1 protein-coding gene is annotated in these 346 nt (G+C 64.5%); it reads right to left on the minus strand.

Annotation, left to right across the window (positions count from 1 at the left end; genetic code table 11):
- Window positions 1-115 precede the first annotated feature (115 nt).
- A partial coding sequence (locus tag FZE95_RS19550; RefSeq protein WP_150302460.1) for a DNA helicase UvrA occupies window positions 116-346 on the minus strand: 231 nt, incomplete at its 5' end.

A 346-nucleotide genomic window follows, 5' to 3' on the forward strand; every position in this document is an offset into this window, starting at 1 on the left:
AACAATCCCTATCTTGCTCTGACTCAGGAAGGATGACGCGACTCGGGCAGCGACCGTCACCACCGTGTGGCGACGATCAATGCCCCGCGAAGCTGGCAACATTTGGCGAACTAAGCTACTCGGCCCGCGCCAACTCCCGTGCAAGGAACGGAGCGGTTCGGCTGCCAGACTTTCGGGCCACCTGCTGAGGGGAACCCGCCACCACGATGCTGCCGCCGGCAGCGCCCGCGCCTGGCCCTACGTCGATCACCCAGTCGGCTTGGGCCACCGCACGCATGTCGTGCTCGATCATCACTACGGTATTACCGGCATCGACCAGGCGCTGCAACTGCACCAGCAGCCGGTC

The sequence above is a fragment of the Pseudomonas profundi genome (assembly GCF_008638305.1).
Taxonomy (GTDB): Bacteria; Pseudomonadota; Gammaproteobacteria; order Pseudomonadales; family Pseudomonadaceae; genus Halopseudomonas; species Halopseudomonas profundi.